The sequence below is a fragment of the Streptomyces phaeolivaceus genome, assembly GCF_009184865.1.
Taxonomy (GTDB): Bacteria; Actinomycetota; Actinomycetes; order Streptomycetales; family Streptomycetaceae; genus Streptomyces; species Streptomyces phaeolivaceus.
Map to the genome: position 1 here is coordinate 4,332,256 of NZ_CP045096.1, position 25,588 is coordinate 4,357,843.

At 71.4% G+C, this 25,588-nt stretch carries 23 protein-coding genes and 2 pseudogenes; 17 read left to right on the top strand and 8 right to left on the bottom strand.

Going from position 1 to position 25,588, the window contains the following annotated elements:
• Positions 1-129: 129 nt before the first annotated feature.
• Positions 130-1,167 carry a Clp protease N-terminal domain-containing protein gene (locus F9278_RS20235; protein WP_152169624.1) on the bottom strand — a complete coding sequence of 346 codons (1,038 nt, stop codon included), beginning with the start codon at positions 1,165-1,167 and terminating at the stop codon, positions 130-132.
• A 247-nt stretch (positions 1,168-1,414) separates the two neighbouring features.
• Positions 1,415-1,744: a winged helix-turn-helix transcriptional regulator gene (locus tag F9278_RS20240; RefSeq protein ID WP_226967310.1), complete on the bottom strand. Its 330-nt coding sequence runs from the start codon at positions 1,742-1,744 to the stop codon at positions 1,415-1,417.
• 231 nt (positions 1,745-1,975) lie between these two features.
• On the opposite strand from F9278_RS20240, the pseudogene F9278_RS20245 reads away from it, so the two are divergent.
• The 6 genes and pseudogenes from F9278_RS20245 to F9278_RS20270 form a co-directional block, all read left to right on the top strand.
• Positions 1,976-2,824, top strand: a pseudogene (locus F9278_RS20245) (SDR family oxidoreductase); the annotation flags it as partial.
• 1 nt (position 2,825) lies between these two features.
• Positions 2,826-3,413, top strand: coding sequence for a LysE family translocator (locus F9278_RS20250; protein ID WP_404818927.1), 588 nt, complete (start codon positions 2,826-2,828; stop codon positions 3,411-3,413).
• Positions 3,414-3,532: 119 nt separating this feature from the next.
• Positions 3,533-4,255, top strand: a complete 723-nt coding sequence (locus tag F9278_RS20255; protein ID WP_152169628.1) for a hypothetical protein — start codon at positions 3,533-3,535, stop codon at positions 4,253-4,255.
• A 76-nt stretch (positions 4,256-4,331) separates the two neighbouring features.
• Positions 4,332-4,625 (top strand): zinc-ribbon domain-containing protein, encoded by a 294-nt coding sequence (locus tag F9278_RS20260; protein WP_152169629.1) that lies wholly within the window; start codon positions 4,332-4,334, stop codon positions 4,623-4,625.
• Between the two features lie 160 nt (positions 4,626-4,785).
• Positions 4,786-5,712, top strand: coding sequence for a dolichyl-phosphate beta-glucosyltransferase (locus F9278_RS20265; protein WP_152169630.1), 927 nt, complete (start codon positions 4,786-4,788; stop codon positions 5,710-5,712).
• Positions 5,709-7,040 carry an ArnT family glycosyltransferase gene (locus tag F9278_RS20270; RefSeq protein ID WP_152169631.1) on the top strand — a complete coding sequence of 444 codons (1,332 nt, stop codon included), beginning with the start codon at positions 5,709-5,711 and terminating at the stop codon, positions 7,038-7,040. The genes F9278_RS20265 and F9278_RS20270 overlap by 4 nt, the downstream gene beginning before the upstream one ends.
• A gap of 359 nt (positions 7,041-7,399) precedes the next feature.
• Here F9278_RS20270 and F9278_RS20275 read toward each other — a convergent pair whose 3' ends face one another.
• Positions 7,400-7,684: a hypothetical protein gene (locus F9278_RS20275; protein WP_226966821.1), complete on the bottom strand. Its 285-nt coding sequence runs from the start codon at positions 7,682-7,684 to the stop codon at positions 7,400-7,402.
• A gap of 43 nt (positions 7,685-7,727) precedes the next feature.
• On the opposite strand from F9278_RS20275, the gene F9278_RS20280 reads away from it, so the two are divergent.
• Entirely contained in the window at positions 7,728-8,423 is a 696-nt protein-coding gene (locus F9278_RS20280; RefSeq protein ID WP_319023111.1) for a hypothetical protein, read from the top strand.
• Positions 8,424-8,462: 39 nt separating this feature from the next.
• Here F9278_RS20280 and F9278_RS20285 read toward each other — a convergent pair whose 3' ends face one another.
• On the bottom strand, positions 8,463-9,656 hold the full coding sequence (locus tag F9278_RS20285; protein WP_152169632.1) for an MFS transporter: 1,194 nt from the start codon (positions 9,654-9,656) through the stop codon (positions 8,463-8,465).
• Positions 9,657-9,775: 119 nt separating this feature from the next.
• Here F9278_RS20285 and F9278_RS20290 point away from each other — a divergent pair, with 119 nt between their 5' ends.
• The 4 genes from F9278_RS20290 to F9278_RS20305 all read left to right on the top strand — a co-directional run bounded on the left by F9278_RS20290 (position 9,776) and on the right by F9278_RS20305 (position 14,327).
• Complete coding sequence (locus F9278_RS20290; protein WP_152169633.1) at positions 9,776-10,867, top strand: ArsR/SmtB family transcription factor; 1,092 nt, start codon at positions 9,776-9,778, stop codon at positions 10,865-10,867.
• Complete coding sequence (locus F9278_RS20295) at positions 10,864-11,370, top strand: glutathione peroxidase (RefSeq protein ID WP_152169634.1); 507 nt, start codon at positions 10,864-10,866, stop codon at positions 11,368-11,370. The genes F9278_RS20290 and F9278_RS20295 overlap by 4 nt, the downstream gene beginning before the upstream one ends.
• A 126-nt stretch (positions 11,371-11,496) precedes the next feature.
• On the top strand, positions 11,497-12,384 hold the full coding sequence (locus F9278_RS20300; protein WP_152169635.1) for a MerR family transcriptional regulator: 888 nt from the start codon (positions 11,497-11,499) through the stop codon (positions 12,382-12,384).
• A 263-nt stretch (positions 12,385-12,647) separates the two neighbouring features.
• Complete coding sequence (locus F9278_RS20305; protein WP_152169636.1) at positions 12,648-14,327, top strand: hypothetical protein; 1,680 nt, start codon at positions 12,648-12,650, stop codon at positions 14,325-14,327.
• Positions 14,328-14,384: 57 nt separating this feature from the next.
• Here F9278_RS20305 and F9278_RS20310 read toward each other — a convergent pair whose 3' ends face one another.
• Complete coding sequence (locus F9278_RS20310; protein ID WP_226966822.1) at positions 14,385-14,816, bottom strand: hypothetical protein; 432 nt, start codon at positions 14,814-14,816, stop codon at positions 14,385-14,387.
• Positions 14,817-15,231: 415 nt separating this feature from the next.
• On the bottom strand, positions 15,232-17,997 hold the full coding sequence (locus F9278_RS20320; RefSeq protein ID WP_450373544.1) for a D-alanyl-D-alanine carboxypeptidase: 2,766 nt from the start codon (positions 17,995-17,997) through the stop codon (positions 15,232-15,234).
• A 415-nt stretch (positions 17,998-18,412) separates the two neighbouring features.
• Here F9278_RS20320 and F9278_RS20325 point away from each other — a divergent pair, with 415 nt between their 5' ends.
• The 3 genes from F9278_RS20325 to F9278_RS20335 all read left to right on the top strand — a co-directional run bounded on the left by F9278_RS20325 (position 18,413) and on the right by F9278_RS20335 (position 20,967).
• Positions 18,413-19,171: a GOLPH3/VPS74 family protein gene (locus F9278_RS20325; RefSeq protein WP_152169638.1), complete on the top strand. Its 759-nt coding sequence runs from the start codon at positions 18,413-18,415 to the stop codon at positions 19,169-19,171.
• Between the two features lie 511 nt (positions 19,172-19,682).
• On the top strand, positions 19,683-20,537 hold the full coding sequence (locus F9278_RS20330; RefSeq protein ID WP_152169639.1) for a helix-turn-helix domain-containing protein: 855 nt from the start codon (positions 19,683-19,685) through the stop codon (positions 20,535-20,537).
• Between the two features lie 238 nt (positions 20,538-20,775).
• Complete coding sequence (locus F9278_RS20335) at positions 20,776-20,967, top strand: DUF397 domain-containing protein (protein ID WP_152169640.1); 192 nt, start codon at positions 20,776-20,778, stop codon at positions 20,965-20,967.
• Between the two features lie 131 nt (positions 20,968-21,098).
• On the opposite strand, the gene F9278_RS20340 is transcribed toward F9278_RS20335, so the two are convergent.
• On the bottom strand, positions 21,099-21,962 hold the full coding sequence (locus F9278_RS20340; protein WP_152169641.1) for a hypothetical protein: 864 nt from the start codon (positions 21,960-21,962) through the stop codon (positions 21,099-21,101).
• A 98-nt stretch (positions 21,963-22,060) separates the two neighbouring features.
• Between F9278_RS20340 and F9278_RS20345 the strand changes: the two genes are divergently transcribed.
• Together F9278_RS20345 and F9278_RS20350 are read left to right on the top strand one after the other, a co-directional pair.
• Positions 22,061-22,849, top strand: coding sequence for an SDR family oxidoreductase (locus F9278_RS20345; protein ID WP_152173974.1), 789 nt, complete (start codon positions 22,061-22,063; stop codon positions 22,847-22,849).
• Between the two features lie 209 nt (positions 22,850-23,058).
• Entirely contained in the window at positions 23,059-24,663 is a 1,605-nt protein-coding gene (locus F9278_RS20350; protein WP_152169642.1) for a sodium:solute symporter family protein, read from the top strand.
• A gap of 79 nt (positions 24,664-24,742) precedes the next feature.
• Here F9278_RS20350 and F9278_RS20355 read toward each other — a convergent pair.
• Positions 24,743-25,194 (bottom strand): annotated as a pseudogene (locus F9278_RS20355) (alpha/beta fold hydrolase); the annotation flags it as partial.
• Here F9278_RS20355 and F9278_RS20360 point away from each other — a divergent pair.
• Positions 25,189-25,530, top strand: a complete 342-nt coding sequence (locus tag F9278_RS20360; RefSeq protein WP_404819018.1) for a BTAD domain-containing putative transcriptional regulator — start codon at positions 25,189-25,191, stop codon at positions 25,528-25,530. The pseudogene F9278_RS20355 and the gene F9278_RS20360 overlap by 6 nt on opposite strands.
• The last annotated feature ends 58 nt before the right edge of the window (positions 25,531-25,588 follow it).

The window sequence follows — 25,588 nt, forward strand, 5'->3', positions numbered from 1 at the left end:
GGTTCACGGTTCCGAGAAGGGCGGGACGGGACCCGGGGGGGGGAGGGCGAGGGTCGCGCGGTGTGCGACGGCGAGCGGAACGTCGCGGACCGGCGGCCGGGCGCCATCGACCCGTCATCGGGGGCGCCGTCAATGGGGATTGGTGGTCAGGGCCTCGATCAGTTGGCGGGCTCGGGTCCGGTCGGTCAGGAGGGAGTCGAGCAGGGGGCCGGTGCCCTGGTCGGGCCAGGGGTCGTCGGTGGGGGCGGGCGGGTCTGTCGTGGGGCGGGCTGTCGCCGCGTCGAGGTATTGCTTGAGGGGGCGGGGGTCGGGCTTCAGGGGGATGCGGGCGGCGGTCAGGGCCCGGTGGACCGTGGCGTGGTCCAGGCCCAGGTGGGTCAGGCGTTCGCCGCCCGTGTAGCGGAGGTCGGGGGTGGGGGCGTTCTCCGCCGCCAGGTGCGGGTAGCGGAGCGCGACCTCGTGGGTGGCCAGGATCGCCAGGAGGAGGTGTTCCGTGCCGGCCGTGCGGTGGCCGAGGCGGCGGGCCTGTTCATGGGTCTCCAGGGCGGCCCACCACGCGGGCCTCGACGCCCAGTTGACGCCGGAGGCCTTGACCAGCCATCGCTTCCAGAAGGGCAGGTGGCGGTAGTGGGTGCGGCCGAGGAGTATGTCGCGGGTGGGGTGGAGGAGCGGGGGCAGGCCGTCCTTCCGGGTGGCGCGGGCGGCGTCGAGGTGGGTCCGTACGTCCTCCGGTGCGATGCCGCAGGCGTTCAGCAGCTCCATCGCGTGGTTGTCCTCCGCCAGCAGCGCGCGCAGCAGATGAACCGCGCCGAACTTCGCGGCCCCCTCGTGTCCCGCCTGCCCCATCGCCGCGGTCAGCGCCCTGGCCGCGGCGCCCGTGAAGCGGTCGCTTCCGTCCTCCCCCAGCACCTCCCGGACGCCGACGGTCGCCTCGGTGTCGTCCGCACCGCTCCACTCGGCACCCCGGGCCCTTCTGTCCCGTAATACCGCCAACAGCGTGGTCCGCGTGGCCCCTTCGCGTTCGAGGGCTTCGCGGGCGGGCCCCTTGGACGTGGTGATGCCTGCGAGCAGGTGCTCGGTGCCGATGGCGTCTCCGTCGGCCCTCGCGCCCCGCGCCGCCCCCAGCACGCCCACGGTGTTCCAGTCAGGCTCCTTGATCGCTTCCATGCTGCCTTCCCTCATCCATCCGTCCTGCCGGTCCTGACAGACAGCCTTCCGGACCGGGGGCGTAGACCGCATCGCTCCGCAGAGGGACCCTCTTCTGCCTCTCAGGTTGCAGTCGACTCGACCGAGGGATCGTCAGCGAGGGGTAGTAAGTGAGGGGTAGTAAGCGAGGGGTAGTAAGCGGCAGTCATCGAGGGATGGTCACCCAGGTGCGGTCACCCAGGCACGGTCACCCAGGGGTGGGCGTCGCTCAGGCGCGGCCCTTCGCCGAGTCGTAGTCCCGCCGGGCCTGCGCCACCTCGTCCATCCGGTCGTTGGTCCACAGGGCCAGCGCGCGGATCTGATCGGCCGCCTCACGGCCCAGGTCCGTCAGGGAGTAGTCGACGTGGGGCGGGACCACCGGCTTGGCGTCGCGGTCGACGAGGCCGTCCCGCTCCAGGCTCTGCAGGGTCTGACCGAGCATCTTCTCGCTGACCGGGCCGACGGGCGTGATGGAGCGGCGCAGTTCGGCGAAGCGGTGCGGGCGCTCCAGCAGCCGGATCAGTACGAGGACGCCCCAGCGGCTGGTGACGTGCTCCATGGTCAGCCGCTGGGGACACAGGGCCTTGGGGCCGGGGCCGGGGCCGGAGTCAGGGCCGCGCCCGCCGGCCGCCGTGTCGTCCCTCTCGGTGCTCGCCGCCATGTCGGCACCGTACTTCAAAGTACGTACTCACGCAGAGTGACCGTAGCTCCTAGGGTGGGGCGGAGAACCATTCACGCGGTTCACCGCTTTCATCCCACTTATTCCTCTTCACCAGGAGTTGTCAGCATCATGCGCATTGTCGTGACCGGAGCCGCCGGGCATCTCGGCCGTCTTGTCGTCCAGGGCCTGCTGGAGCGGGTTCCGGCCGACGGGATCATCGCTGTCGTGCGGAGCGAGGAGAAGGGGGTCGGCCTCGAAGCCCTCGGTGTGCGGATCGCGGTCGCCGACTACAACGTGCCCGAGACCTTCGAGGGCCTCTTCGCGGCCGGTGACAAGGTCCTGTTGATCTCCAGCAGTGAGATGGGGCGGGACCGCGTGGCGCAGCACAAGGTCGTCGTCGACGCCGCCCGGACCTCCGGGGTCGCGCTCCTCGCCTACACCAGCGCCGCCGGCACCCATGAGACCCCGCTCGCCGAAGCGCATCGCGGGACGGAGAAGGTGCTGGTGGAGTCCGGGCTGCCGTACGTCCTGCTGCGCAACAACTGGTACAGCGAGATATTCGTCGACGGGCTGGACCGGGTGGTCGAGCACGGTGTTCTCGTCCGGGCCGCCGGAGAGGGCCGTATCGCGTCCGCGACCCGTGCCGACTACGCGGCCGGGGCCGTCGCCGTGCTCACCGGCACGGGGCATGAGAACCGGGCGTACGAGCTGAGCGGGGACCGTGCCTGGAGCTTCGCCGAGTTCGCGGCCGAGCTGGGCGGGCAGACCGGCCGGGAGATCGTCTACACGCCGGTCGAGGTCGAGGCGTACGTCGATCTGTTGACCGGTGCGGGGATGCCCGCGCTGTACGCCGAGATCCTCGCGGGCGCGGAGGCGTCGTTCGCGAAGGGCGAGTTGGCCGGAGCGAACGGAGACCTGGCCCGGCTGATCGGGCGTCCGACGACACCGATCGCCGACACGATCGCAGCGGCGCTCCGTCGTGACGAAGCGGGCGGTCGTCGGGGGATGGCGGGACGGGCTCAGGACCGTCGGTGGGATAACCGCCGGGCTGCTCATCTGGGGTGTGCTCACGGTGGCCGGACTCGCGGCCGTGCTGGCGGCGTCCTCCACCGCCTACACCGTCGTCAAGCTGGTGGGAGCCGCCTATCTCGTCGCCCTCGGCGTGCAGTCGCTGCTCAGCAGCCGGCGGAAGCACGGCGGTGAGGGCGGGACGGACGTGCCCACGTCGGCGCCCGCATCCGCGCCCGCGTCCACGCCGGCGTCCGCGCCGGCCGGGAATCCTTGGCGGACAGGGCTGGTCACCAACGTCTTCAACCCCAAGATCGCCGTCTTCTACACCGGTCTGCTGCCCACGCTCGCGCCCACCGGCCCGTCCCCCGAGGCCGGGATGGCGCTCCTCGTGCTGCTGCACGCCGGGCTTACCCTCGTCTGGCTCGGTGGCTACGTGATGCTGCTGGCCAGGGCTCGTGGGTTCTTCGAGAGGCCCGCCGTGCGCAGGGCCATGGACCGGGTGACCGGGGTCGTCCTGATCGGGTTCGGCATCAAGGTCGCCGTCACACAGCCCTGACGGTCCGCCGTACGCGAGTGTCCTGCGCCTCACCGTCACGATCCAGCCACACAGTCTCCAAAAAATCGCTCGCGTACGGGATGATTCACCCTTCAACTGCACCATCGCGGGGGGGGAACATGAGCCACGACATCACGCCACCGCCCATGCCGGGCTACGGGCCGCCGATGCCGCCACAGCAGCCGAAGCCACCGGGCGGGAACCGGACGAACCTGATCATCGTGGGCTGTGCCGTCGCCGTCGTCGCGAGTGTCATCGGCACGGGCATCGTCGTGACGAACGACGGCGACGGGACGGCCTCGCCCGCGCCGACGGTCACCGTCACGAAGACCGTCGCGGCCGAGGACGCCGACACCACCGGCGACGACGGCGAGGGCGAGGGCGAGGGCGAGGGCAGCCAGGGGACCGAGGACTCCTCCGGCGACGCGAGCGACACCGCCTCCGACGACGACGGGGTCTTCGCGCTCGACGACACGGTGATCTACGACAGTGATGTCGAGGTCTCGCTCTCCGGGTTCGACCGTGGGGTGTCCAGCGACTACGCGGCGCCGGAGAACACGCCGTACGCGAAGTTCACGATCAAGATCGTCAACGGGTCGGACGCCACGGTCGACGCCAACGAGATGACCGTCGACTGCGCCTACGGCGACGAGGGCAAGGAGGGCGAGGCGATCTACGACGACGGGCTCGACGGGCTCCCCGAGACCCGTATCCTCGCGGGACGCTCCCTCACCGTTCCCTGGGCCTGCGAACTTCCCAAGGACGAAACGTTCCTCCAGGTCGAGGTCTCCCCCGACTACGACTCCGAGGAAGCGGTCTTCACCGGTGAAGTGAAGAAGTAGGCGAAGAAGCAAGAGGCCGGCACGGACGGGCACACTGGATGGCAGTGCGTCGATAGACAGCCCCGGGAAGGATCAGATGTTCATCATCTTCGGCACCAAGGGATACCTGTACCAGCTCGCGATACTGACGCTGGTGTGCGGGCAGTGCGGGAACCCCGCCGCGCACACGCTCAGGAAGCGGGTCACGAAGTTCACGCTGTTCTTCGTGCCGCTGATCCCGATCTCGACCAAGTACCAGACGCAGTGCACCTTCTGCGGCGCCGAGCAGAAGATCGACGCCGAGCAGGCCGAACGGCTCCAGGCGCAGAACGCGGGCGTCCACGGCGGCCAGTCGCACGGCCAGCCCCAGCAGCAGCCGTACCAGTCATGAGGGCTTGGCGGCCATCAGGCCGTACCGGTCATGAGTCCGTACCGGTCATGAGAACGGGCTGAGGCCTCCCGCTGTGGGGAAGCTGTGAGTTCGCTGATTCTCATTCTTCCCTCAGTACTCGCTCAGCGTCGCCCCAGAAGCGGCCTCGACAGTCGCTGCCATGAACGAAATGAACGCGGGAGGCGTCCGGCGGCGCTCGGTCGAGATCGTCGTGCCGGTGTACAACGAGGCGCACGTCCTCGCCGGCAGCATCGGCCGTCTCCACGCATACCTCGAAGCGTCCTTCCCGTTCCCGTTCCGGATCACGATCGCCGACAACGCGAGCACGGACACCACCTGGGAGACGGCCCGCGCCCTGGCCGACCGGCTCCCGCACGTCCACGCCGTCCACCTCGACCGGAAGGGGCGGGGGCGCGCGCTCAAGCACGTGTGGAGCCGGTCCACCGCCGATGTCGTCGCCTACATGGACGTCGACCTCTCGACCGGCCTCGAAGGGTTTCTGCCGCTGGTCGCGCCGCTGCTCTCCGGCCACAGCGACCTCGCGATCGGCAGCCGGCTGCACCGGCAGGCCGATGTGATCCGCGGCGCCAAGCGTGAGTTCGTCTCCCGCTCCTACAACCTGCTGCTGAGGCTCGGCCTCGCCGCGCGCTTCTCCGACGCGCAGTGCGGCTTCAAGGCGGTACGCGCCGACGTCTTCCGGGCGCTCGCCCCGCGCATCGAGGACACCGCCTGGTTCTTCGACACCGAACTCCTCGTGCTGGCCCAGCGCAACGGGCTCCGCATCCACGAGGTCCCCGTCGACTGGGTCGACGGCCCCGACAGCCGCGTCGACTTCGTCCGTACGGCCGTCGACGACCTCAGGGGCATGGGGCGCATGCTCCGCGCGACCGCCGCACGCCGGGTGCGCGTGGCCGACGTACCGCACCGGGCGCGCCGTTCCTGGGTCCCGGCCGACTCCGAAGCCCGTACGGCCGACTCCGAAGCCCATACGGCCGCCCGTCCTCGTACGGCCGCCACCGCCCCCTCTTCCTTCCCACAGCTCCCCCAACTCCCCGGAAACCTCAAGGACATGGAGTACGCGTCATGACGACCCTCGCTCCGCCGCCCGCCACCGGGCGGGACAGTGGCCCGAGGCATCGGGCCGAAGCTCCTTCCACCGGAGTCACCGGAGTCGGTGGCGGTCCCGCCGCCCGGGTCCGGCGGATGTTCACCGGTGCGCCGGAGGACCCGCGCTGGGCGCACCCCGCGCTGTGGGCGATCCTCGTGCCGGCCACGGCGCTGTACGCCTGGAACCTGTCCTCGATCACCGGCAACACCTTCTACAACGCGGCCGTCTACAGCGGCACGAAGAGCTGGAAGGCGTTCTTCTTCGGCGCGTTGGACTCGGGCAGCTTCATCACCGTCGACAAACCGCCGTTCGCGCTGTGGGTGATGGGTCTGTCGGCCCGGGTGTTCGGCTACGGCACCTGGCAGATGATGCTGCCGATGGTCGCGGTGGGTGTCGGGTCCGTGGCGCTGCTGTACCGCATGGTCAAGCGGGACTTCGGGGCCGTCGCGGGCACGATCGCCGCGCTCGCGCTCACCCTGACCCCGATCACGGTCGCGATCACCCGGGACACCAACCCCGACCCGATCCTCGTCTTCCTGATGCTGCTCGGCGCGGCGGCGCTCATGAAGGCCGTACGCACCGGCCGCGCGATGCCTCTCGTCTGGTCCGGCGTCGCGATCGGCTTCGCCTTCAACACGAAGATGATGCAGGCGTACGTCCTCCAGCGGGTCTCCGGCTCCGGCACGCTCTACACGGTCGCCCAGGTGGTGGCCGGTGTCGCCGGTGCGGTCGCGGTGATCGGGCTGCTCGTCGGACGGTTCATGCGGCGCCGCAAGCTCGTGGGGCTGGCCTCGATCGCGGCGGTCGTCGCGCTGCTGGCCGGGCCCGCCGCGTACTCGGTGTCGGCGGCCACCACGGCCTCGGCCAACGGCACCAGCCCGACGGCCGGGCCCAACACCGGGAGCGGCATGGGCGGTGGCGGCGGTACGGGTGGCGGCATGGGCGGCGGCTCCCAGGTCTCGTCCGAGATGATCACGTATCTGAAGAAGAACCAGGACGGTGCGACCTGGCTGGTGGCGGTGGCCACCGACCAGACGGCCTCCTCGATCATCCTGGAGTCCGGTCAGCCCGTGATCTCCATGGGCGGCTGGTCCGGCGGCGACGAGGCCATGACCCTCGCCAAGCTCAAGGAGCTGGTGAAGGCGGGCAAGCTCCACTACATCGTCGTCAGCGACAGTGACAGCGGCCGGGGCGGCAGCAGCACCGCCGCCTCCGAGATCGCCGAGTGGGTCAAGGCGAACGGCAGCGCCGTGAACGACTACAGCGACAGCGGGCTGTACCGCCTGGACGCGTCCGACGTCAGCTGATCACGTCCGACGCCGGCTGATCAGCGGCCTTCTCCTGCTGACCAGGTCCCCGGGGCGGGCTACCGGATCTCCTCCGGTGGCCCGCCCGTATGTCGCGCCGAGGTGGGCCGGAGGCCGGCGCGGTTGAGGGTCTTTACCGGCGGCCGGTTTCGAAGTTCCAGCGAGCGATGGGTGGTCGGAGGCAGAATCGGAGACAGAAGTCGGGTGTGCCGGACGCCCGGCTCCGGACGTGGCCTCCAGACGCGCCCCTCCCATACCGTGCCGCCCTAGGACGAACGGGCCGACGATGGTCAGGAGGCTGTCCGAGAGGTCGGCGTCGAGCACTGTGTCCGTGGAGGCTCCGGCCATGGTGAAGACGTTCAGGACAGGCGAGTTCTGCGGCCCGCCCCGGAATCGGCACCGTGGTGCTGGGCCACGGTGGCAGCAACCGGTACCGGACGGTTGGGGGCGTCGAGCCAGATCCGTTGCCCTTCGGCGGTCAAGGTCACGCCGAAGCGCTCCCGGCCCGGCCGGCCGTACTCGACGTAAAGTTCGTGTGCCGCTTCTACCGCGTCCCACAGCAGACGCGGCCCGGCCTGCCGTACGCCACCGTCCTCGGCGCGCGTCCACGCGCCGTCAGCTCCCCACAACTCCACGGCCGTCACCCGGCCGTCGCCATCGCGCTCCGAAGCGAAAGCCGTGTCCGGCGTGAGGGAACTGGAAGCGGCCGGGTACCTGGAACGCCGCCGCGAGCGAACGCCCACCGGACAGGTCCGCACCCGGACGTACTTCTACGACGTCCCTGGCAGCGACCCCGACTGCGACCCGGACCCCGACCCGCGTCCGGACCGCCCGCCCAGGCCGCCCGCGCCCCGTCGGCCCGGGAAGCGGCCCGCCGCTGCCGCGCCCGCGTCGGGAGCCGGGGCCGTAAGGGACACAGTGGAGGCACCCGTACCGGCGGAAGAGGAGGCGGGGCCGAAAGCGCAGGCCGAGACCGCATCCGGGGCACCGGGCCCGCTCGCCGACACCGACCCCCGGGCCATTGCCGTACTCGCCGGTCTGCGCCGCGTCGACCCCCGCCTCGTCCTGTCCGAGCGGGAAGCAGCCCGCCTCGCGCCTGCCGTCACCCGATGGCTGACGGCAGGTCTGCTGCCCACCCATATCACCGACCACCTCACGACACGGCTCCCGGACCACCTGCTCGTCCGCCCGGCCGGCATCCTCGCCTACCGGCTCAAGGAGTCCCCGCTGACATCCGCAGCGACCGGCAGCACAGAACCCCCATCACGTCCGGCGGTCCTGACCATGCGCAACTGCGACGGCTGCGACCGGGGGTTCCGCTCCTCGGGGCACAGCCGGTGCCGGGACTGCCGGTCCCTGGACCGACTCCCCGCGACCGCCTGAGCCAGTGGCCCAGGTCGCACCTGAGTGTGACGGGTGGGATCACGACGCATCCGCCGTAGACGCGGCCCTCGCGTCCTCACCCTTCCTCCCCGCCGCCCACAACCCCACCGTCACCGCCGCAGACGCCCCCGCCATCGCTGCCATCGCCACGCCCGGTGAGGTCAGTTGGGCCGTGCCGCCCGCCAGGGCCGCGCCCGCCCCCTGCATCGTGAGCATGCCCGCCGAGTGCAGGCCCAGGGCGTGGCCGGTGAGTTCGGGTGGGGTGTGGGCGAGGAGGCGCTGTTGCTGGATCAGGCTGGCGCCGAAGCCGATGGAGGCGAGGGCGGCGCAGGCCGCCGCGACCGGGGTCGGGGGGTGGAGGGCAATGAGGAGGTACGGGGTGGCCAGGAGCAGGAGAAGAGGGGTGGCCAGGCGGTCGCGGGTGGCGGGTGGGAGGAGGCGGCCCACCGTGACGTCGCCGATCAGCATGCCGAGCGCCGCGCAGGCGAAGAGGAGGCCCGCGCGGTCGGGGGCGTACGCGACGAACAGGGACTCGCAGCCGACGACCAGGCCGTTGGGGATCCACAGGCCGAGGTAGAGGCGGCGGCGCGGGGCCGACGACCACAGGCGGGCGTTGGTGCGCCAGGTCTCGGCGACGGACGGGCGGCCGGAGGCGCGCGGGGCGCGACGGGTCAGGCCCAGTGCCGTGCAGAGGGCCGCCGCCGTGTAGAGGCCCGCCGCCACCAGCAGGGTCATCGCCGGGGACAGCCACACCACCAGGGCGCCGCCGGTCGCGTATCCGGCGACCTGTGTCAGCCCGTGCAGCATGTTGAACACCGAGCGGCCGAGCAGATAGCCGTCCTTCGGGAGGATCTCGTTCAGCAGGCCCCAGCGGACGCCACCGCCGAGGGAGGCGACCAGGCCCTGGGCGGCGATCACCGCGAAGACCGTCCACAGGGGCAGGCCGGGGAGCGCCAGGATCGCCGTGCTCGCCGCGCAGACGACGGCCAGGCCCGTCAGCGTCGTCCTCGGCGGCAGCCGGTCCGCCGCCGAGAGCAGCGTCGTCGCGCCGACCACCTGGACCAGGGACGGGCCGAACATGCTGAGGGCGGACAGCAGCGGGGAGCCGGTCGCCTCGTAGACGGACGTGCCGAGCGCCAGGCCGCCGATCGTCACGGCGGCGACCTGGAGGGCGGAGGAGAGGAAGAGAGGGGTGAACTCCCTTGTACGGAAGAGGGCTTGATAGCTGCGCATGGGACAGGACCCTCCGGCCCGCCGCCCGCCCGCCGTAATGTTTCGCCCACCCGCGAAAGCTCCGCCGCCCCACCGAAGCCGGGACGGGCACGCTCGCGTCGGATCCCGGAGGTCTCCGCATGGGTTGGTGGCAGGTCAACGCCGACACCCTCGCCGGGAGCCGGTTCGTCGTGTCGCCGCTCGCGGAGACGTTCGCGAGTCTGAAGACGCTGCACGCGGGCACGGGCACACACCCCGGGGAACGGGCCTGGCTGCGGGCCCATCTGCCCGCGTACCGCCGCGAGTTGGCCCGGGACCCGGTGACCGCGCCGCTGGTCCGCGCGGGACTCGGCAAGGAGTGGATCGCCGACTTCCTGACCCCCACACCCCGCGAGGACGAGACCTTCGCCGCCGAGGTCGCCCGCGTCCGGGGCGCCGATCCCGCCGCCGCCCGCGCCCATCTCGCGCTCTCCCTGCGCGGCCCCGTGCCCGCCGTCCTCCGCCGGGACGACCTGCCGGGCCGCGCGGCCGACCTCCTGACATACGTGTGGGAGGAGACCGTACGGCCGTACTGGCAGCGGCGGCGACGGGTGCTGGAGGCCGATGTGCTCGCCCGGACCGCGCGGCTCGGGCAGGGCGGCTGGGCGGCCGTGCTGGACGCGCTGCGGCCGGGGATGCGGTGGCTCGGCGAGAACCGGCTCCAGGTCAACGCGCACGAGTACCCGCCGCGTGAGATCTCCGGGGCGCGGCTGGTCTTCGTGCCGGTCACCCCGCAGCGGACGGGGTGGGTGGCGTGGGAGGAGCGGGAGCGGTACGCCGTCGTCTACCCCTGCTCGGGCGTCCTCGCCGACGGAGACGGAAACGGAAACGGAGACGGGGCCAGGGACAGGGACAGGGACAGGGACAGGGACGGGGGCGGCAGCTACGGCAGCACCACCGTCGTGCCCGCCGCCCTCGGGCCCCTCCTCGGGGACAACCGTGCCCGGATCCTCGTCCTCCTCGACTCCCCCATGAGTACGACGCAGCTGTGCGCGGTGACCGGGCAGGCGCTCGGGTCCGTCGGCCGTCATCTGCGGGTGCTGCTGGACGCCGGGCTGGTCCGGCGCGGCCGGGCGGGCCGCTCGGTGCTGTACGCGCGTACGGCGGAGGGGGAGGTGCTGCTGCGGGCGGCCTCCCCTCGGCAGGGGCGGCGCGGAGGCGAAAACGCTTCCGGAGATAGCATCCGTTTATGACTACAGACAACGCCACCCCCTCCGTCCTGGACGTCGAGATCGACGCGCTGAAGGGCGGCTCCGCCGACCTCACGCAGTACGCCGGCCAGGCCGTTCTCGTCGTGAACGTGGCCTCCAAGTGCGGCCTCACCCCCCAGTACACCGGCCTTGAGGCGCTGCAGGCCCGCTACGCCGCCCAGGGCTTCACCGTGCTCGGCGTGCCGTGCAACCAGTTCCTCGGGCAGGAGCCCGGCTCCGCCGAGGAGATCGCGGAGTTCTGCTCGGCGACGTACGGCGTCACCTTCCCGCTGACCGAGAAGGTCGAGGTCAACGGTGAGGGCCGGCACGCGCTGTACGAGCGGCTGGTGGACCACGCGGACGCCGAGGGCCACACCGGCGACATCCGCTGGAACTTCGAGAAGTTCCTGATCGGCCGCGACGGCTCGGTCGTCGCCCGCTTCTCCCCGCAGACCGAGCCGGAGTCGGCGGAGCTGGTCGCCGCCGTCGAGAAGGCCATCGGCTGACACTCTCGGTCCAGGCCGACAGTGCCCGGTGCCGCCGTTGACCTTCCCCCTGGGGCAAGGGGCACCGTCCCTCTCGCCGGGCGGAGGGCGTCCGGCGACGGAGGACGACCAGGGGACCCGAGGGACATGGACGACCTGCTCACCATCGGAGCCTTCGCCGCCCGCGCGCGGCTGTCGGCGAAGGCGCTGCGGCTGTACGACCGGCTGGGGCTGCTTCCGCCGGCGTACGTCGACGAGGTGAACGGCTACCGGTACTACCGGGCCGACCAGGCCGAACGTGCCCGTCTGGTGGCCCTGCTGCGGCAGCTGGACATGCCGCTCGCGCGGATCGCCGAGATCGTGGACGTCGTCGACACGGACGGCCGGCGCGCCGCCGAACGGCTCGCCGCGTACTGGGCCGGTGCCGAGGAGCGGTTCGCGTCCCAGCGGACCCTGGTCGCCTACCTCCGTGGACGGTTGTCAGGAACGGAGTCAGGCATGGAAGAGAAGAAAAGCGACACATGTGGGAACTTCACCGTCGAAACGGTCGATACGCCCCCGCAGGTGCTGCTGACCCAGTCGCGGCACACCCTCGCCGACGAGTTGCCGGCGTGGATCGGGGCGTCGCTGGGGCGGCTGGAGGAGGGCGCGGCGGCCTGCGGCGGGACCACGGGCGCGCCGTTCGTCGTGTACCACTCCGAGGTGTCGATGGAGAGCGACGGGCCCGCCGAGTCGTGTGTGCCGGTGGCGGACGAGAGCGCCGCGCGGGCGTGGGCGGCGGAGCACGGGCGGGCCTGGGAGACGAGGGTGCGGGTGGAGCCGGCGGGACGGCTCGTGTACACCCGGATCAGCAAGGCACAGGTGGCCCATCCGCAGATCCTCGCGGCGTTCGAGGCGGTCGAGCGGTGGATCGCCGGGCGGGGCCTGGAGGTCACCGGCCCGTGCCGGGAGATCTACTTCGCGGACTGGGACGCGGCGGGCCCCGAGGACCCGGTGTGCGACGTGGCGTTCCCGGTCGCGTCCTCGGCCGTGTAGTACGGGTACACGGGTACGACCGTAGGGGTTTCCCTACGGCCGTGGCGGATCGCACCGCTCCTGTCGGCCAACTGTCAGCGGGTGATTAGCGTCTACACAAACAAACAAGGAACACCCGCCCGCACGAGTCGAAACGGAACGGACGAGCCGCAGTGGCCTTTGCCGAGCTGACCCCACGACGACCCGTCTCGCGGGCGGACGAACCGTCCCCGCCGCGCGAGCCGTGGCGGCGGCGCCACCGGGTGTGGCGGCGGCGCCACCGGGTGCCTCTCACGGCCGCCCTGTGCGCCCTGCCGCTGTATTTCGTGTGGTGGGCGGTCTTCGCGACCGGCGGCGGCGATCTCGCGGCCCAGGTGGCGTGGGCGGAGTTCGCGAAGATGTACCCGGACTCCGCGGTCAACCTGTTCTGGTACGGGGGTCTGCACACGGCGAACTACAGCGTGCTCTCGCCGTATCTGATGGCGGCCCTCGGTGTCGTCCCGGTGACGCTGGTGTCGGGGCTCTCGGCGTCCTGGCTGGCCGGTGCGGTCGTCACTCGTACGGGTGTACGCGCGCCGGTGCCGGTCGCGCTGGCGGCGACGTTCTCGCTGTGGTGCCAGGTGGTGTCGGGGCGCTCCACGTTCATGCTGGGCACGGCCTTCTCGCTGGGCGCCCTGCTGGCGGTGCTGAGCGGGCGCGGCGGGCGGCAGCTCGCGGTGGCGGCGGTGTGCGCGACGCTCTCCACGCTGGGGAGCCCCGTCTCCGGGCTGTTCCTCCTCGTGGTCGGCGCCGCGTATCTGCTGTGCCGTGAGTGGGGCCGGGCGGCGGCGCTGATCGCGCCGCCGGTGACCGTGGTCGCCGTGACCACACTGCTGTTCCCCTTCGAGGGCGAGCAGCCCATGGCGTTCAGCCGGATATGGCCGCCGGTCGTGCTGTGCGCGGTGGTGGTGCTGGTCGCGCCGAGCGCCTGGCGCGTGCTCCGCCTGAGCGCCGGGATCTACGCGCTCGGCGTGGTCCTCTGCTATCTGATCCCCACCCCCATCGGCACGAATGTCGAACGTCTGCTCGAACTGGCGGGCCCGGCGGCGGCCCTGGCGATCTGCCTGTACCGGGGCGAGGCGCGTACGGACAGCGCCCGCTTCCCCCTGTCCTGGTTCACGCCCCGGCGGCGTGTGGTCGCCGGTGCGGTGGCCCTGGTGCTGTCCGTGACCTGGCTGACCGGCAAGACGACCGCCGACATCGTCACCAACACCAAGGTGCCCGAGTGGGCGGTGAAGACGGACGGGGTGGTGAAGGAGCTGAAGCGGCTCGGCGCCTGGAAGACCCGCGTCGAGGTGGTCCCGGCCCGCGACCACCGCGAGGCCGCCATCCTCGCCCCGTACATCAACATGGCGCGCGGCTGGAACCGGCAGGCCGACGTCGAGCGCGGCCGGCTGTTCTACGAGGGCCACGGCGGGACCGAGGTGCCCGAGGGGGCCTTCACCCCGGCCGCCTACAAGGCGTGGCTGTCGCAGTGGGCCGTCGGCTTCGTCGTCCTCGTCAACGGCGAGCCGGACGGGCCCGCCGAGCTGGAACACGCGCTGGTGAGCAGCGGGCCGGACTATCTGGAGCCGGTCTGGCAGGACGCCAACTGGAAGATCTACCGGGTGAGGAACGCGACCCCGCTGGTCGACAGGCCGGCCACCGTGGTCAGCGCCGACGGGGCCAATCTCGTCGTCCATATGCCGAAGGCCGGCGAGGTCATCGTCCGGGTCGCCTACTCCCCCTGGCTCTGGGCCGACAACGGCTGCCTCACCGCCGACCGCGAGTCCGACGGCGACCTCACCGAGTTCACCCGCCTCACCGTGCATGAGCCGGGGGACGTCCGGATCAGCTCCCAGTACGGCGGGCCGTCCCGGACGACGGCCCTGGAGTGCGAGAAGGAGGCGGACGAGAAGGCGGAGCAGGGGGACGGGGAGGAGTAGCGCCGCGGGGCGGCAGCGGGTGCGGGAGCCGGGAGGAGGGGGCGGGGGCGGGGGCGGTCAGGCCTTCCGGTCCAGCACCTGCCGGGCGGCGGCGAGATGGGACTCCCGGGGCGCCTTCAGGGCCCGGAGGTCCGCCGGGTCGGCGGTGATCGCGGCCCGCTGGATCCGAGGCTCGGCGGCGCGCCAGACGACCACCACCCCGGTCTCCGCCTTGCGGCGGACGTCGGCGCGGGCCGTGTCGATCTCGTCGGCGCAGGGGCCCGTCGAGCCGCCCCGGCGCGGGTCGTTCACCGCGGCCGGCGGATCGGCGCGCCGGAAGCCGTCCTTCGCCATACAGGCGCTCCACTCCCGGAACACGGCGCGCACCCCGGGGTCGCGCCGTGACTCCTCGAAGGCGCGCGGGGCACGGCGGTTGAGGATGTCGTAGCGGCGCCGGTTCGGCGGGTCCGCGTCGGCGGGCCGCACCGGCGCGCGGGGCGTCCAGTCCATCCCTTCGCTTCGAGGCAGTCCCGCGTCAGCACGTCCTCCCGGCCTGTCGGCCTGTCGGCCTGCCGGCCTGCCGTACGACGTCGTGGAGATGGCGGTCCGTGTCGCAGAACGTGAGGTCGCCCGGGGCCGGCGCGACGCTCCGCCGGCCGTCGTCGACACGGACGTGGCCGGTCCGGTCGAGCACCAGGGCGTAGCGGCGCGAGTCGTTCCCCGACGGGTTGGACGAGCTGGACGGGAGGGACGATCCCGAGGTCCACCCTCGTCGGGCCCTCTGTTCCGGTCGGGACGATCTCCCCGTGGCGATGGACAGTGAGGAAAGAGACGCTCGCCACCTTGGGAACAAGTCCCACACGCGCGCAAGCGCCCCTTCCGTCCGGATGTCGGAAGGGGCGCCGCGGGGGTCGGTTCCGGTCGGTCAGGTCACTCGGGTCAGCTTGGTGAGGAAGCCGGGCTCGGTGAGGTCCTGCTGGAGGGCGACCGGGACCTCCACGCCTTCGCCGGAGCCCTCGCCGACGATCAGCTTGCCGACCTCGGTACCGGACTTCGCCTCGTGCGGGATGGTCGCGCTCGCGTCGAGTTCGAGCTTGACCGTCTTGCCTGCCCAGCCGACCGCCGAGACGTTCTTCGTGACCACGACCGGGGTCCGTCCGCCGAGCCCGTCGTCCACGTATCCGACGACATCGCCCTTCTTCAGGATCGTGTCGGAGGTCAGCGCCTCCTGGGCGGCGATCATCGCGGTCTTGCTGACCGCGTTGACGGTGTCGATGATCGGCGGGGTGTGCTGGCCGAGGATCGCGCCGACGACGATCGCCGTCTCGCCGCCGACCTCCTGCGTGGCGGCGAAGAGCAGGTTGCCGCCCGCGGCCGAGGTGGTGCCGGTCTTGATGCCGATCGAGTTGTTGTAGGGGACGAGACGGTTGTAGTTGGTCCAGGGCTGGCCCGAGGGGTCCTTCCAGGAGGGCAGCCTGGTGATGTCCGTGAGGGCCTTCATCTTCACCAGCTCGTTGCCGAGCTTGACCTGGTCCTCGGCGGTGGAGACGGTCGTCTCCTTCAGACCGGACGGGTCGGTGTACGTCGTGTTCTTCATCCCGAGGTCCTTGGCGGCGGCGTTCATCTTCTTGACGAACTCCTCCTCGGAACCGCCGCTGTCCCAACGGGCGAGCAGCCGGGCGATGTTGTTCGCGGACGGGATCATGATGGCCGCGATCGCGTCGTACTGGGTGAGCTGGTCGCCCTCCTTGACGGTGTTGAGCGTGGACTCACCGTCCTTGTCGTAACCACCCTCGGTCTCCGCCTTCGCGTCGACGGGGATGGTCGCGCCCTTCGCGCCGGGCTTCATCGGGTGTTCCTTGAGGATGACGTAAGCGGTCATCGCCTTGGCGACGGAGCCGATGGCCACGGGCTTCTGCTCGCCGAAGCTGTCCATCGTGCCGATGCCGTTGACGTCCATCCAGCCCTGGCCCTCGTCGGGCCACGGGAGGGCCACCTTGTCGCCCTTGAACGCGTACGAACCGTCGGCGGTCAGGGCGAGTGCGGGGGTGGGGAGCGGGCGTACGGCCTGTGCGATCGCGAACACGATCACCAGCAGGATCGCCAGCGGGGTCCAGATCTTGACCCGGCGGATGATCGTGCGCACCGGTGTCTGGCGGGGCGGCGGGGTGTTCGTCAGCTCCGCCAGCAGGTCCAGCGGCGGCCTCGGCGGCAGCGGCTGCTGCGTCGTCCGCTCCGGACCCACCTGCGGGAGGGCCCGCGTCGCCTCCGCCGGGGGCGTGGTCGCCGGGGGTGTCGTCGCCGCCGGGGGCTTGGGCGGGGCGGTCTCGTCCAGTGACTTCAGTGCTACGAATTTGCTGGTGCGCTCGACTGGCGGCGCCCCCTGGACGCCCCCGGCCGACCCCTCGTCACCGGCCCCCTCGACCTCGACGGCACCCTTGGCATCGGCGTCGGCGTCGGCGTCGGCGTCGACCTTGGCCTCGGCTGCGGGCCTGGGGACGTTGCCCAGCTTGAGCATGGTGGTCGGCTGGTCGACAGCGGGCACCCGGGGCGCCCGGAAGACCGCCGTCGGCTGATCGACCCCCCGCCCCGGCTCGGCTACGCCCTCGCCCCCCGACTCCCCACCCGCACCACCCGCGCGGCTTTCGTCGCCACCCGCGCGGCTTTCGTCGCCACCCGTGGGTGGCCCCTGCGAGGGCTCCACGCCATCGGCGACTTCCGCGCCGGACGCTGCCGCTTCATCGACCACCGGTCCGTCGACATCCGGGTCCGCGGCTGCCGCCCCGGACCGCACGTCGGCCGAACCGGACCGCACATCGGCCGAACCGGCGGCCTTGTCGGCCTTCGGCTCGGCGACGGGGGTGGTGTCGGCGGCGATGCCGTCCCGGACGCCGTCCTGCGAGGCATGGGGCGCGGCATCGACCGAAGCCTCGGCTCGCGCGGCCTCGGCAGCGGCTTGCGCGGCATCGACCGGCGCGGCGTCACGCCGAACGCCGAGGTCGCCCCCGGCGCGGGTACCAGCGGCCTCGGGGGCGTCGCCGTGGACGTCGGCGTCGCCGTGATCGTCAGCGGCACCCTGGGCGGGGTCGACGGCCTCAGGGCCGGTGGTGTCCCCCGTCCCGCCTGCGGTCGGTCGTACCGGCGAGGCGGCGTCGGCCGGCGCGGCGGCGCCCCGCTCGCGCGGATGCGTGTCGCCCTCCTCGGTCTCCTCGGCCCCGCGCCCGGCAGTCGGCTCCGCGTCGGCGACCTCGTCACCGTCGGAGCCGTCGGAGGCGTCGGAGGCGTCGGAGGCGTCGGAGTCCTCAGCGATCTCGGCGATCTCGGCGATCTCGGCCGACCCCTCGGTGCCAATGGCCGACCCGTCGCCCGAGTCCGCGGCGCCCGACCCGGCGGCACCCGACCCGGCATCCGCGCCCTCAGCGTCCGCGTGAGCCTCGTCCGGACCGTCGGCGGCGTCCGTGGTGGCCCGGTCGGTCTTCGCGTCGCCGGATCGCGTCCCCGTGGCCTCTCGTGCCGCGGGCTCCGTCGCCGTTCCGGAGTCCGGCCCCGTCTCCGACCCCGTCTCCGACCCCGTCGCGTCCGGCCTCGCGTCCTCCGGCCTCACGTCCTCCGACTCCGCCGCCTCCAAGAGGGCTCGGCGGGAGAAGACCGCTGTTGCCTGGTCGGGTTGGGGGGTGGTGGGGCGGGACATCGAGAGGCGTGGGTCCGGGGTGCCGGAGGGCCGGGCCGGGGCCGAGCGTCCGGGGTCCGGAACCGGTGGCTCGCTCCCCGACGTCGACTCCGTCGACGACTCGTACCGCTTCGACCTGTCGGGGGACGTGCCCGCCACCGATGCCTCCTCCCGCGCGCCGCCCGTCCCAGGGCGCGCGCCCAACCGAACCGTGGATCCAGAATCCGTGAAATCCCGCCGCCCGGACACTAGTCATCGCCGCGCCACCGCGCCGCGCCGCTGTCCGAACCATGTACCAGTGTCCTGTGTGCGGGCTTAACCACCGCGGTAGACGAGAACGACATACCTACCGGTTCCACTACATTCCGGTCACGCGCCCTCGACAGACCAATGTGAGAGGGGTCACCCTGTCGTACATCCACGCGGGGAGGCATGGATGGGCAGGAGCCGCAGAACACTTCCGGAAGAGCTTCTGCTGCTGGCGTTGGACCCGGCCACGGGTACCACCGCACAGCCGCAGTCGCTCGACCTTGGTCTGGCCGGAGCGCAGCTAGTGGAGCTGGCGCTGGCCGGACGGATAGCCCCAGACGGGGATCGTATCGCCGTGGTGTCCCCACGGCCGACTGGAGATCCGACCTTGGACTGCGCGTTGGAGTTGCTGCGAAGGCGTGGCGCTCCCGTACGGGCGGTCCACTGGATTGGCGGGCCGCGTCTCGGGCTGCGCCAGACCTACCTCTCGCATCTGGAGCGGTGCGGCATGGTGCATGCCGTGGCGGGCCAGATGTGCGGAGTGCTGCCGACGACTCGCTATCAGGCGAGTCAGACCGAGATCAGCCGGGAGATCCGAACCCGGCTGGACTCCGCGATCCGCACCGGCGTACCGCCGGACCCGCGGACCGCGGCGCTCGCCGCCCTGGCGCACGCGGTCGGCCTCGGCAAGCACCTGTATCCGGGGAACGAGGGACGCTCGTCCCGCTCCCGGCTGCGGGACCTGATCCGGCACGACCCCATGGGTGGCCTGGTGGCCCACGCCGTCATGGACGTGCAGAACGGCGTGGCCGCACAGCCACGTCGCAGCCCGGCACCGACCGGCCGTCAGGCCGCCCCCGGCGCCAGGCCACCCGCACCGGAACCCGCGCGCGGCGTTCCGATGCAGCCACGCCGCGGCTCGATGGCCCGCGTAGTGGCGCACTGAGCAACGGCAGCACCGGCACGCGAAGCACTGAAGCACCGAAGCAACGCGCCGACGCATCGCGGTGCGTGTGGGAGCAGGACCCCGGAGCCGCAGGTCCCCATCCCACCGCACCACGTGCGTCACGCGCACCGCTCGCGCCTCTCGCCCGCGCTGCCCGCTCGCACCGCTCGCGCTACTTGCACCGCCGGCGCCGAACCGCCGCAGGGACCCCAGGACCCGGTTCGGGAGCCGCAGGTTCGCGCGGGGCGTGTGCGGCCGTACGTACGGCCGCACACGCCCCGCGCGACCGCATGTTCAGATGCCATGGGCACGGCGTCATAAGCACGACGTCATGGTCATGGCCTCGCGGTCACGGCCTCATCGTCACGATGCGCGCGGCGGAAAAACACCGGCGCAAACGGCGCGTGCACAGCGCATATCCGCTGTTTTCCAGCGGTACTCCGCACCTTGGTGGCAATCTGCTGAACAGCAGATACGCAAAGTAGAGGCAGCAGCCGGAGGTGCACGTCCCGTGGCGTCCAATGTCAATCCCACCGTCAGGCGACGCCGGTTGGGCCAGGAGCTGCGTCGGCTCCGCGAGCTCAAGGGCATGACCGCCGAGGAGGTCGCCGAGCGGCTGCTGGTCTCCCAGTCGAAGATCAGCCGTCTGGAGAACGGCCGCCGCAGCATCAGCCAGCGAGACGTCCGTGACCTCTGCGGTGTCTACGAGGTCGAGGACCAGCGCATCGTCGACTCCCTGATGCAGATGGCCAAGGACTCCCGCCAGCAGGGCTGGTGGCACGCGTTCGGCGACGTCCCGTACAGCGTCTACATCGGCCTGGAGACCGCCGCGGCGAGCCTCAGAGTGTTCGCCCCGCAGGTCGTCCCGGGACTGCTCCAGACCCGCGCGTACGCCGAGGCCGTCATCACCGGGGCGCTGCCCGAGACCCCCACGCAGGAGATCGAGAAGCGGGTCCAGGTACGGATGCGGCGGCAGGACCGCGTCACCGAGGACGGCCCGCTGCGCCTGTGGACGGTGCTGGACGAGGCCGCGCTGCGGCGCGTGGTCGGCTCCCGCTCCCTGATGCGCGAGCAGTTGGAGCATCTCGTCGAAACGTCCCAACTGCCGCACGTCACCCTGCAAGTGCTGCCTTTCGGCGCGGGCGCGCACCCCGGCCTGAACGGGCAGTACTCCATTCTGGAGTTTCCCGACACCACGGATTCGAGCGTGGTCTACATCGAGGGCGTCACCAGCGATCTCTATCTGGAGAAGGCCCCCGACGTGCAGAACTACAGCGTGATGTACGAGCACCTGCGGGCCCAGGCCCTGAGCACCGATCAGACCCGCCAGTTCATCGCGGACATCGCGAAGGACTACGCCCGCTGAGCAATCGCGTGGCGTCCGAGCCTGGAGGGGCGGGAATGTACACCATCCACGGCTCCCACGTGATGGCTCCTCGAATATGCCACCCGCACGGGTGAATAGTCGCTTCGACTGCTCATCGCGACGAGTAGCGTCGATCACGCCAGGGCGCAACAGCCTTGGCGAAAACTGAACCATGGATTCCAGCCGGAGTTCAGGGTTCGCTGACAGCAGTTCAGCGACGAACCGCACCGGAGCAGAAATGGCAATTCAGCAAGGCGTCACGGACGAGTGGATCAAGTCCTCGTACTCCATCGGAAACGGTGAGTGTGTCGAGGTCAGGTCGCCCGCCCCCGCCTCCCTCGGCGTCCGCGACTCCAAGGTCCACGACGGGCCTTCCCTGTCCTTCCCGACCGACGCGTGGAATGCCTTCGTGGCGTCGATCAAGCCGTAAATCCGCGACGACAAGCGCACAAGCATCACCGACAGAGCCCTCTCGACTGGCCCGCCGTCCCGGCCGAGGGGGCTCGGCTTGTGCCCCCGCCCGGCACCAGCCCCGACTCGCCACCGCAACCCCCGCCCCCGTCAGCGCAGTTCGCTCACATGGCGGTCCGTGCCCGGGACCGTCGGGACGAAGGGGGCCAGCAACTCGACCCGGCCGTGGCCGGCTTCGGAGACCGCTTCCGGCAGGCCGGCGAAGTGGGACTCCCAGCAGTCGCGGGGATCGGCCTCCAGGAACCACAGGAGGGTGAGGCGGGTGTCCACGCCCTCGACCTGCTTGACGTACGACATCCGGTCGAGGGGAAGCGGGGTCGGCCGGAAGACGGTGACCATCGCGGACGGTGACCCGGCGAGGCGCTTGGGCAGATGGCGGGCCCGCAGCCACTCCAGCAACTCGGCGCGCTCGCCCGGCCCTTCGGCGTCGATCACCTGGAGCACGAGGCCCGCGTACGGGTGGTCCAGGGCGTGGAAGTCCCGGGGGCCGGCGGCGCCGTCGCGGTAGACGGTGGCCTCGTGGTCCTGGAAGGCCGTGAAGACATGCGTACGGTCCTGGTAGACCCGAGCGTCGCGATTCAGCCGCTTGTTGATGGCGACGGTCCAGCGCATGTGCTCGTCGTAGCGGCCGTCGGTGATCCAGTACGTGGAGAGATAGCAGCCCGCGGTCACCGGCTGGACCATCGCCGACTTCTCGGGCGTACGCAGGAGTTGGAGATCGCGGGTGGCGACCCAGCGGCGGCCCGCGAACATCCAGGGCATGGCCATCGCGCCCGCGTAGTAGTGGTCGTCCTCGTACCACCGGTTGTACGCGTACTCATGGCCCGGGTGCGGCTCGACCATGGTGATCAGGGCATGGCCGGGGCGGACGCCGTACGGGCCGACGGCGGCCAGTTCGGCGTACGTGGCGCTGCGGGTGTCCTCGCCCGTGCGGTCGTGCTCGCGCTCGGTCATGTGCGTCCCCTTCCGTCCACCTGCGGTCGCCCATACTCTGACGCTCCGTCAGATAATGCGCCAGAGCCGGGAGGTTTCCGATGTCTCCGATGTCTCCGATGTCACTGCTCGCGGGGAAGACCGTGGTCGTCTCGGGAGTCGGGGCCGGACTCGGCCAGCGGGTCGCCGCGGCCGTCGTCCGGGACGGCGGGAACGCCGTGCTGGGGGCGCGTACGGAGGCGAATCTCGCCAAGGCCGCGGCGGACGTGGACCCGGACGGCGCGCACACGGCGTACCGGGCGACCGACATCACCGACGAGGCGCAGTGCACGGCGCTCGCGGCGCTCGCGCGGGAGCGGTTCGGGGGCGTGCACGCGGTGGTGCATGTCGCCGCCTGGGACAGCTACTTCGGGGGCCTGGAGGACGCCGACTTCACCACCTGGCAGGCGGTCCTCGATGTGAATCTCCTGGGCACCCTGCGGATGACCCGGGCCTGTCTGCCCGGCCTGAAGGCATCCGGCGGCGGCTCGGTCGTCATCATCGGCACCCAGTCGGCGGTCGCCGCGCCCTCCCGGGTGAAGCAGGCGGCGTACGCGGCGTCCAAGGGCGCGCTGACGAGCGCGATGTACTCGCTGGCCCGGGAGCTGGGGCCGCACCGGATCCGGGTCAACACCGTGCTGCCGGGCTGGATGTGGGGGCCGCCCGTGGAGGCGTACGTACGGTTCACGGCGCACGGTGAGGGCGTGCCCGAGGCGGAGGTGCTGGCGCGGCTCACCGAGCGGATGGCGCTGCCGGAGCTGGCCACGGACGGGGACGTGGCGGACGCGGCGGTCTTCCTGGCCTCCGACCGCGCACGGGCGATCACCGGCCAGTCGCTGCTCGTCAACGCCGGGGAACTGATGCGCTGACCTGCCCTCACCGAGGTCCCACGGGGCGGCGAGGGTGATCCTTTCCAGCCACTCACTGTTCATATACATAAACTGAGGTCATCGCTCGGAACTTCTTTGCCTCCTCTTGACCTTCCGCTTCCTTGCCGTGGGCATGCCACCGAATCCAGAGTTCACATGCCTGACCGTGCACATGACCGACTCTGGCGGCGGACCCTGGAAGGGGGCCCATGAACAGTCTCGACTGGGCCGTGCTCATCGGCTACTTCGGTGTGATGGTCGCCATCGGCGTCTGGTCGCACAAGCGCGTGGACAACGTCAGCGACTTCTTCACCGCCGGCGGCAAGATGCCCTGGTGGCTCTCCGGAATCTCGCACCACATGTCGGGCTACAGCGCGGTGATGTTCACCGGCTACGCCGGCATCGCGTACACCTACGGCGTCACCTCCTTCGTGACCTGGTCGTTCCCGATCGCCCTCGGTATCGCCATCGGCTCCAAGCTGTTCGCGCCGCGTATCAACCGGCTGCGCTCGCGACTGCATGTGGCGTCCCCGCTCGAATATCTGAAGAACCGTTACAACCTGGGCACCCAGCAGGCGTTGGCCTGGTCGGGCATGCTGCTGAAGATCGTGGACGTCGGCGCGAAGTGGGCCGCGATCGCGACCCTGCTGTCGGTCTTCACGGGCGTGTCCCTGAACCAGGGCATCCTGATCACCGGCACGATCACGGCCGTCTACTGCACGATCGGCGGCCTCTGGGCGGACGCGCTCACGGAGTTGGGCCAGTTCGTCATCCAACTCCTCGCGGGCATCGCGATGTTCATTGCCGTCGTCGCCAAACTCGGTGACTACGGAGGCTTCTTCGGCGTCTGGGACCACCCGAAGCTGCAGGGTCACGCCGAACCGCTCGTCGGCCCCTACGGCACGATCTTCCTGCTCGCCTTCCTCTTCATCAAACTCTTCGAGTACAACGGCGGCATGCTCAACCAGGCCCAGCGCTACATGGCCACGGCCACCCCGTACGAGGCCGAGCGCTCCGCCCGGCTGTCGGCGGCCCTGTGGCTGGTCTGGCCGCTGGTGCTGTTCTTCCCGATGTGGATGTCGCCGCTGCTGGTGACCTCGGAGAAGGGCGACGGCTCCGACTCGTACGCCCTGATGACCGAACAGCTGCTGCCGCACGGCCTGTTGGGCCTCGTCATCGTCGGGTTCTTCTCCCACACGATGGCCATGTGCTCCTCCGACGCCAACGCCATCGCGGCCGTCTTCACCCGGGACTGCGCGCCTGTGATCTGGCGCCGGGCACGGACGTGGAGCGAGGGACAGGGGCTGCGGGTCGCCCGGATCACCACGGTCGTCTTCCTCGGTCTGTCGATGGCGGCGGCCACGCAGGTGAACTCGCCCGCCTTCAAGGACATCATCACCGTCGTCATCAAGTGGGTCGCCGGACTGATGGGCCCGATGGCCATCCCGATGATGCTCGGTCTGCTGCGGCCGTTCCGCCGCTCCGGTCCGACGGCGGCGCTCACCAGCTGGGCGTGCGGGCTGTTCGCCTTCTGGCTGGTGAACTACCCGATCGACTGGAGCCTGGAGGACGGGGTGCCGCTCCAGTACCAGGTGTCCATCCCGCTGGCGGTCTCGCTGGTCCTCTACATCGTCATCGGCTTCATCAAGCCCGAGGACACCCCCGAGCGGCTCGCCATCATCGAGATCATCAACTCGGACGGCGACGGGGACGGCAAGGGCGGTGCGGGGGCCGCGGCGGCGGTACCGGCCCAGGAGAACCAAGGGAACCACGGGAACCACGGGAAGGGCGCGGCCAGGCCCAGCGGGGTCTGAGGGGGTGAGGGCCGCTTCCGGGAGTGAACCGGGGCGGCCCTCACGGCTGTTGGCTGTTGGGCGGGGAGCGGGTCGGTGGTCAGCGGGCGAGCAGGGCGCGGAGGGCCTCGGTGACGGCGGTGGGGGCCTCCTCCGCCATGAAGTGGCCGTAGGGGACCGTGGAGTGGTGCGGCTCGGGGGCCCGGGCGCGCCAGACGGCGGTGGCGTCGTAGCCGACAGCGGCGCCCCAGTCCTGCTGGAGGACGGTGACGGGCATGGTCAGCCGGTTGCCCGCGGCGCGGTCGTCCCGGTCGTGGCGGACGTCGACACCGGCGGAGGCGCGGTAGTCGGCGACGATCGAGGGGACGGCCTCGCGGGAGGCCCGGAGGTAGGCGGCGCGGATGTCGTCCGGGAGCGCCTCGGGGTCCCGGGTCCAGGCGTCGAGGAGCCGAAGAAGGCGTCCGGGGCGGCGCCGATCAACTGCTCGGTCAGGCCGGGCGGTTGGGCCATGAGGTAGAGGTGGAAGCCGACGGCCGCGGCCGTGCCGTGCACGCCGACGAACCCTGGGCTCGGGCCGAGCGCTCGCGGCTCACCGAGCTCCGGCTGCACGCCGTGGAGCGCCGCGCCGAGGCCCGTATCGCGCTCGGCCCGGCCGCCGAAGCCGTACCGGATCTGGCCTCCCCGCCCCGCGACCTCCTCTTCGAGGCGCTCTGGTCCCTGGTGGCCAGGGCGGCGATCCAGGTCGGCGACCGTACGGCGATGCGGCGCGCCCACACCCAGCTGGAGCCGGCCACCGCCGAACTGGCCGGAGCGGGCAGCGGTCTGCTCACCCTGGGCCCGGTGTCGGAACGACTGGACGCACTGGCCACGGCCTTGACCCCGGGCTGAAGCGGCTGGACGGGCACTGTCGGTGGGCGGCGCGGCCCGCCGCGACCGTGCCGCCGCC

What these genes read in the sequence shown, in the direction of transcription:
- F9278_RS20310 (WP_226966822.1), bottom strand. Translation starts at nt 14,816, where the DNA reads ATGGACTGGACGCCCCGCGCGCCGGTGCGGCCCGCCGACGCGGACCCG.
- F9278_RS20340 (WP_152169641.1), bottom strand. Translation starts at nt 21,962, where the DNA reads ATGACCGAGCGCGAGCACGACCGCACGGGCGAGGACACCCGCAGCGCC.
- F9278_RS20235 (WP_152169624.1), bottom strand. Translation starts at nt 1,167, where the DNA reads ATGGAAGCGATCAAGGAGCCTGACTGGAACACCGTGGGCGTGCTGGGG.
- F9278_RS20285 (WP_152169632.1), bottom strand. Translation starts at nt 9,656, where the DNA reads ATGCGCAGCTATCAAGCCCTCTTCCGTACAAGGGAGTTCACCCCTCTC.
- F9278_RS20335 (WP_152169640.1), top strand. Translation starts at nt 20,776, where the DNA reads ATGGCAATTCAGCAAGGCGTCACGGACGAGTGGATCAAGTCCTCGTAC.
- F9278_RS20290 (WP_152169633.1), top strand. Translation starts at nt 9,776, where the DNA reads ATGGGTTGGTGGCAGGTCAACGCCGACACCCTCGCCGGGAGCCGGTTC.
- F9278_RS20270 (WP_152169631.1), top strand. Translation starts at nt 5,709, where the DNA reads ATGACGACCCTCGCTCCGCCGCCCGCCACCGGGCGGGACAGTGGCCCG.
- F9278_RS20240 (WP_226967310.1), bottom strand. Translation starts at nt 1,744, where the DNA reads ATGGAGCACGTCACCAGCCGCTGGGGCGTCCTCGTACTGATCCGGCTG.
- F9278_RS20345 (WP_152173974.1), top strand. Translation starts at nt 22,061, where the DNA reads ATGTCACTGCTCGCGGGGAAGACCGTGGTCGTCTCGGGAGTCGGGGCC.
- F9278_RS20350 (WP_152169642.1), top strand. Translation starts at nt 23,059, where the DNA reads ATGAACAGTCTCGACTGGGCCGTGCTCATCGGCTACTTCGGTGTGATG.
- F9278_RS20260 (WP_152169629.1), top strand. Translation starts at nt 4,332, where the DNA reads ATGTTCATCATCTTCGGCACCAAGGGATACCTGTACCAGCTCGCGATA.
- F9278_RS20255 (WP_152169628.1), top strand. Translation starts at nt 3,533, where the DNA reads ATGAGCCACGACATCACGCCACCGCCCATGCCGGGCTACGGGCCGCCG.
- F9278_RS20295 (WP_152169634.1), top strand. Translation starts at nt 10,864, where the DNA reads ATGACTACAGACAACGCCACCCCCTCCGTCCTGGACGTCGAGATCGAC.
- F9278_RS20320 (WP_450373544.1), bottom strand. Translation starts at nt 17,997, where the DNA reads ATGTCCCGCCCCACCACCCCCCAACCCGACCAGGCAACAGCGGTCTTC.
- F9278_RS20265 (WP_152169630.1), top strand. Translation starts at nt 4,786, where the DNA reads ATGAACGAAATGAACGCGGGAGGCGTCCGGCGGCGCTCGGTCGAGATC.
- F9278_RS20300 (WP_152169635.1), top strand. Translation starts at nt 11,497, where the DNA reads ATGGACGACCTGCTCACCATCGGAGCCTTCGCCGCCCGCGCGCGGCTG.
- F9278_RS20325 (WP_152169638.1), top strand. Translation starts at nt 18,413, where the DNA reads ATGGGCAGGAGCCGCAGAACACTTCCGGAAGAGCTTCTGCTGCTGGCG.